This is a genomic window from Rhodococcus sp. P3_B8 (assembly GCF_056402775.1).
This window is the reverse complement of record NZ_JBFUGT010000407.1, coordinates 1-5,080: the sequence shown is the minus strand read 5'-3', so window position 1 is coordinate 5,080 and position 5,080 is coordinate 1. Positions and strand designations below refer to the sequence as shown.

Annotated in this window: 8 protein-coding genes; all 8 read left to right on the top strand. The window is 64.6% G+C overall.

The window, feature by feature from the left end:
• The coding region (locus AC1D1G_RS41640) for an NAD-dependent epimerase/dehydratase family protein (protein WP_477956544.1) at nt 1-588 on the top strand (588 nt) is incomplete at its 5' end.
• A 54-nt stretch (nt 589-642) separates the two neighbouring features.
• Nucleotides 643-1,515: an NAD(P)-dependent oxidoreductase gene (locus tag AC1D1G_RS41635; RefSeq protein ID WP_283335342.1), complete on the top strand. Its 873-nt coding sequence runs from the start codon at nt 643-645 to the stop codon at nt 1,513-1,515.
• Between the two features lie 53 nt (nt 1,516-1,568).
• Nucleotides 1,569-2,510, top strand: a complete 942-nt coding sequence (locus AC1D1G_RS41630; protein WP_477956545.1) for an alpha/beta hydrolase — start codon at nt 1,569-1,571, stop codon at nt 2,508-2,510.
• A 180-nt stretch (nt 2,511-2,690) separates the two neighbouring features.
• Entirely contained in the window at nt 2,691-2,990 is a 300-nt protein-coding gene (locus tag AC1D1G_RS41625; protein WP_477956543.1) for a cupin domain-containing protein, read from the top strand.
• Between the two features lie 74 nt (nt 2,991-3,064).
• Nucleotides 3,065-3,607 carry a cupin domain-containing protein gene (locus tag AC1D1G_RS41620; protein WP_061700484.1) on the top strand — a complete coding sequence of 181 codons (543 nt, stop codon included), beginning with the start codon at nt 3,065-3,067 and terminating at the stop codon, nt 3,605-3,607.
• A 100-nt stretch (nt 3,608-3,707) separates the two neighbouring features.
• Nucleotides 3,708-4,043 (top strand): carboxymuconolactone decarboxylase family protein, encoded by a 336-nt coding sequence (locus tag AC1D1G_RS41615; protein ID WP_061700483.1) that lies wholly within the window; start codon nt 3,708-3,710, stop codon nt 4,041-4,043.
• Nucleotides 4,044-4,207: 164 nt separating this feature from the next.
• Nucleotides 4,208-4,774: a GNAT family N-acetyltransferase gene (locus AC1D1G_RS41610; RefSeq protein ID WP_005242260.1), complete on the top strand. Its 567-nt coding sequence runs from the start codon at nt 4,208-4,210 to the stop codon at nt 4,772-4,774.
• 10 nt (nt 4,775-4,784) lie between these two features.
• On the top strand, nt 4,785-5,042 hold the full coding sequence (locus tag AC1D1G_RS41605) for an alpha/beta fold hydrolase (protein ID WP_477956542.1): 258 nt from the start codon (nt 4,785-4,787) through the stop codon (nt 5,040-5,042).
• The last annotated feature ends 38 nt before the right edge of the window (nt 5,043-5,080 follow it).

Below are 5,080 nucleotides of genomic sequence, written 5' to 3'. Positions count from 1 at the left end.
GTCTACGGGAACTTCGCGAAGCGTCAGACGTACCGGCATCGCGAAAACGAGGTCGCCGAGGGGAGCGGCATCGGTATGTACGGAGCCAGCAAGCTGGMCGTCGAGGCATATCTCGAGGCGCATGCGAACACCGGAGGGGCGGAGTTCATCTCCCTGCGGCTCGGCACCATCTACGGTCCCGGAGTAAACCGGGACAACTCGATCGGCGGGATGATGATGGATGCCATCGACGCCGTGCGCGCGGGCCGGGCCCCGGTGGTGCGGTGGGCGCCCGACGCGCTTCACGATCTGGTGTACGTCGATGATGCGGCCGCGGCGCTTCTTGCCGCGATCGACGTCGACTCCGGGGCGAAGGCGATCAACGTGGTCGGTGAGCCGATCAACACCACTGAGCTGTTTCGCATTCTCGTCGAACTCGTCGGGGGCGACGCGGCAACGATCGATTGGCAGCCCGAACTGGTGCGGTATCAGCAGGTGTCCCGGGACTTGATGCTCGCAGACCTCGGTCCGATCCTGGGCACCCGGATCGAAGACGGCCTCCAGGCCTTCGTTGATTGGCACCTCGGCGCGTCCATCACTGTGGACTGAGTCGCTGGCTTCGCCGGGCCAGCTGGATTATTGGACAGTTAAGGAGTCAATGCTATGAGTGAGAAGATTGGATTCATCGGGATCGGGGCGATGGGCTCCGCGATTGCGAGCCGCCTGGTCGAGCCCTTCGATCTGTACGTCAACGATCGCAACCGTGTGGCTGCGGACGAACTGGTCGCCGCCGGCGCCACCTTCACCGACGCGGCCGAGATCGCCCGGACGTGTCGGGTCGTGTTCCTGTGCCTCCCCGCTCCGACGCATGTCGATCAGTTGCTCTTTGGGGACGAGGGGATCGCGAAGGACCTCGCCGTCGGCACCGTCGTCGTCGATATCACCACCGGAACCCCCACGGCGGATTACCAGGTCGTTGCGGCCCTCGGCGAACGTGGAGTGAAGTTCCTCGATTCGCCGATCGGGGGCGGTGTCCGGCGGGCCCGCGAGGGTACGGCGACCCTGATGGTGGGTGGCGACGACGACGTGTTCGCAGAGGTTGTCGAGGTGCTCGAGGCGGTGACGCCGGACGTCCATCACGTGGGGCCGGTCGGTGCCGGTCACGCGATGAAGCTGGTCAACAATCTTCTGAACAGTTGCAATCGGTTCGCCGCGCTGGAGGCCATCCGGCTCGGGCAGGCGTGCGGTATCGAGCAGTCCACGGTCGTCGCGGTGCTGAACAGCTCGACCGGGCGGAACTACACGACCGAGTACACGTTCCCGACTCTGCTGAGCGAGCCCGATTACAAGCTGCAGGGGTTCACCCTCGATCTCATGCGGAAAGATGTTCACCTGGCAAACGAACTCGCCGCGAGCATGAACCACGCGACGCCGATCGGACATCTCGTGGAAGAGATGACGGAGACGGCGATCGAGCGGTTCGGCGGCGATGCGGATCAGAGTCAGCTCATGGCCGAGTGGTATCCCCGTGGTTGACATCGTGCGGCCCTCCCGGGATGGGTAGCGATCAATCCGAGGGCCGAGTGAGCATGGACGAACTGCGCCCGAAGGCGCTGCACCCAGCGGCGGAGAAAATGCGGGTGGCCGCCACCCAGTTGCCCCCGTCCTACGAGATTCCACTCGAGGCTGCTCGTGTTCGCATGCGCTCGGCACTCATCAGGCAGGCCGAGCCGTCGTCGCTGCGCGTCGCGGACTTCATCGTTCCCGCCGGGGATCGGGGTATCCGAGTGCGTGCCTATCGGCCGCCCGGCCATCGGAACCCTGCGCTCGTCTTCTTCCACGGGGGCGGCTGGGTCTTCAACGACCTCGATACGCATGACGAACTGTGCCGGACTATCGCCGAGGTCGCGCAGTGCAGCGTCTTCTCGGTGGACTACCGGAGGAGCCCCGAGCACACGTATCCGGCTGCGATCGACGATGGCGATGTCGTGTTCGAGTGGCTGCTCACCAATAGTGACGAATTCGATGTTGAGCCGGGCGCATTCGCTCTCGGCGGCGACAGCGCCGGCGGGACCATCGCGACCGCACTGGCGAAACGGATCCGAGAGCGGGGCGCGCGCCAGCTCGCGGCGCACTTCCTGCTGTATCCCGTGCTCGACTACTGGGACCCGGGGACGCCCTCCTACGGCGAACGTGGTCCCGGGTTCACCGTCGATCGGTCGTTCATGAAGTGGATCTGGGATGCGTACTTACCGTCGCAGTGGGTGCGCGAGGATCCCCACCTGTTTCCACTCCAGGGTTCTCTGGCGGACCTGCCCCCGACGGTGCTGTGCGTTGCGGAGTACGACGTGCTCCGGGATGAGGGGATCGAATACGCACGACTGCTGCGGCAAGCCGAGGTGCCGGTGACGCTCCTCGTGGCCGACGACCAGATGCACGGGTTCGCCCACCATCTTGCGCTCATCGAAACTGCGAAGGACATGGTTCTCACGGCCGCGACTCGCCTCGGTAGAGCCCTACGCGGTGGGTGACCCGAACGGACGGAATACGTGCATGCACGTTCGAGCAATGTGTAAAATGTCAAACGATAACAACGCATATACAGAGAAAGTAGTTTCGATTCCATGTTGACAGTTATCAGGGGAGCAAACAGCGAGCCGTCCGCCCTGGCGCAGGGGACCTTCACCGGTGAGGCCTGGCGCGACATGGTGATGGCGCCGACCGACGGGGTGGCGATTGGCAACAACTTTTTCGCGCCGTGTTCGCGGACCTATTGGCACTCGCATGTCGGCGGCCAGCTGCTCATCGTCATGGCTGGCGAAGGGCATGTGTCCGACGAGAACGGAATTGTCACCGTTCGCGCCGGCGACATGGTGTGGACTCCGCCCGGCGTTCGTCACTGGCACGGTGCCGCCGACGATCGCTTCATGCTGCACACATCGGTCACCCTGGGTGCCACGAACTGGGAATCCGAGGTCACCGACGCCGAGTACGGCGAGGCTCGGGCCTGACCGCGGCGCCGTGAGATGGGGCTACTGCTCCGATCTCACCCGCCCCTGTTTCACAGAATGGAAGGAGTATCAGCATGACGAGTAGCGGTGAGCCGGCGTTGGCCCGGGTTGTGGTGACCGGCGTGAATGACGAGGGAAGGTCGGTTGTTTCGTCCGACGGGCCGGCGAGTCCCTGGACACGTCGGCCGACTGGGACCCTGGTGATGGAGTTGTGGCGTGAGGACGAGTTGCCGATTTCGGTGAACTCCGAGTCGACGCTGGAAAACGAAGTGGTGTTGGCCCCACCCGCCACCGGTGTCGTGGTGCGGACGACGGTCTTTCCGCCCGATAGCTCGATCTCGGCCGAGGCCGCTGCAGCGTACGCGGCGGCGATGGCGGACATTTACGGCCCCGGAAATGCGGAGGGCGGCGCCGTGCCGGGAATGCACACCACCGAGACCATCGACGTGATGACCGTGATCGACGGCGAGATCTGGGCGGTCATGGAAGAAGGGGAGACGGTACTGCGCGCCGGTGACACGATGGTTCAGCGCGGTACACGCCATGCGTGGCAGAACCGGAGTGACCGCCCGACGACGGTGGTCACGACGATGATGCCAGCGCACCGAAACGATTGATGAACCGGGCGTTGCTGCGCGGGTGATTCCCGCAGTGGTCGGCCCGCAACGATTGTGAGACCTGCGGCGAGTGTCGCGAACAGTTGGATGAGGAGTGCAGATGTCGGAGAAAGACCAGCGCCCCAGCGGTGATCGGCATCCGCTGGGGCGGTTCGCCCCGGGGCTGATCGGTTTCACCGACGACGTCCTATTCGGCCAAGTGTGGGAGCGCGCGGTGATCAGCGCGAAGGAGCGCAGCATGATCACCGTTGCATGCCTGGTGACGGGCGGCAACGTGGAGCAGCTCCGCTATCACCTGGTGCGGGCGCGGGACAACGGGGCGACACGCATCGAGCTGGTCGAGGTGATCACCCACCTCGCGTTCTACGCGGGTTGGCCGAAGGCCATGGCCGCGATGGCCGTCGCGCAGGAAGTGCTCGGCTCCGAAGAGGACTGACTTCGGTGCGCGATGAGCGCCGAATTCGGTATGGCGCTGAGGAGTTGCAATCCCACCCGTCCGAGTCGGATGGCGGGACTGTTTCGTTTGGCGGCCGCTGAGTCATGCGAGACAAGCTGTGAATAGAGTGATATTTGACGACCCGGGAAATGGTGTGACGAAACATGACACCGTCAGAGCTTGACGATCGGGCCGAAGCGGTCGTGCGGCCGCTGCAACCGGGGGACCTCGACGCGTTCACGCGGTTTGCGATGGCCTTGGCGGGTGAGGGACGACGTTTCCTCAAGGAGGACCTGTCTGATCCCGTGAAGGTTTTCGCTGACTACCAACGGGAGACGGCGGCAGTGCGGCTGGCCGCGCTCGACGGTGCCGGTGAGATCGCCGGATTGGCGGGTGCTTTCGCGGGGGAGGGTTGGTCGTCGCACGTCGCCGAGATCCGCGTCGTGGTGGGTGCGGCGTATCGGGGCCGCGGTGTCGGGCGGGCGCTGGCCCGTGCGGCGCTGCTGGAGGCGGTCAAGCTCGGCTGCAGCCACGTGTACGTCGAGGTGATCGCGGCACAGGATGCGTTGGTCGCCATGTTCCAGGACATCGGGTTCGAGCCGGAGGCGCTGCTCGTCGATTTCGTTCGGGACAGCGACGGTGAGAACCGGGACTTGATGCTGCTCACCCATCGGGTGGATGTGAATCAGGCGCGGAATCGGTTGTGGGGCATGGACGAGGTGGCCGGATGAGTGGGGGACGATGACCGTGAACGAGCAGTACCTGGATATCTCCGGGCGGCAGGTCCGCGTCCGCGTCCACGGCGAGGGACCGCCGTTGCTACTGATCAACGGATTGGGGKCGAACGTCGCGATGTGGGGGCCGCTGTTGCCACACCTCGAGGACTTCCAGGTGATCACCTTCGATGCGCCGGGTGTGGGACGCTCGCAGGCGCCCTATCTGCCGTACAGCGTCTACGTAGATCTCATACTATCTGCCACTAGTATGGCGGACGCCTGAAATGTACGTGTGTCACGGCTACCCGCACCACCTCGTGG

Bases quoted from the DNA above. Each gene is read 5' to 3' on its own strand.
- AC1D1G_RS41635 (WP_283335342.1), top strand. From the start codon at position 643: ATGAGTGAGAAGATTGGATTCATCGGGATCGGGGCGATGGGCTCCGCG.
- AC1D1G_RS41630 (WP_477956545.1), top strand. From the start codon at position 1,569: ATGGACGAACTGCGCCCGAAGGCGCTGCACCCAGCGGCGGAGAAAATG.
- AC1D1G_RS41625 (WP_477956543.1), top strand. From the start codon at position 2,691: ATGGCGCCGACCGACGGGGTGGCGATTGGCAACAACTTTTTCGCGCCG.
- AC1D1G_RS41620 (WP_061700484.1), top strand. From the start codon at position 3,065: ATGACGAGTAGCGGTGAGCCGGCGTTGGCCCGGGTTGTGGTGACCGGC.
- AC1D1G_RS41615 (WP_061700483.1), top strand. From the start codon at position 3,708: ATGTCGGAGAAAGACCAGCGCCCCAGCGGTGATCGGCATCCGCTGGGG.
- AC1D1G_RS41610 (WP_005242260.1), top strand. From the start codon at position 4,208: ATGACACCGTCAGAGCTTGACGATCGGGCCGAAGCGGTCGTGCGGCCG.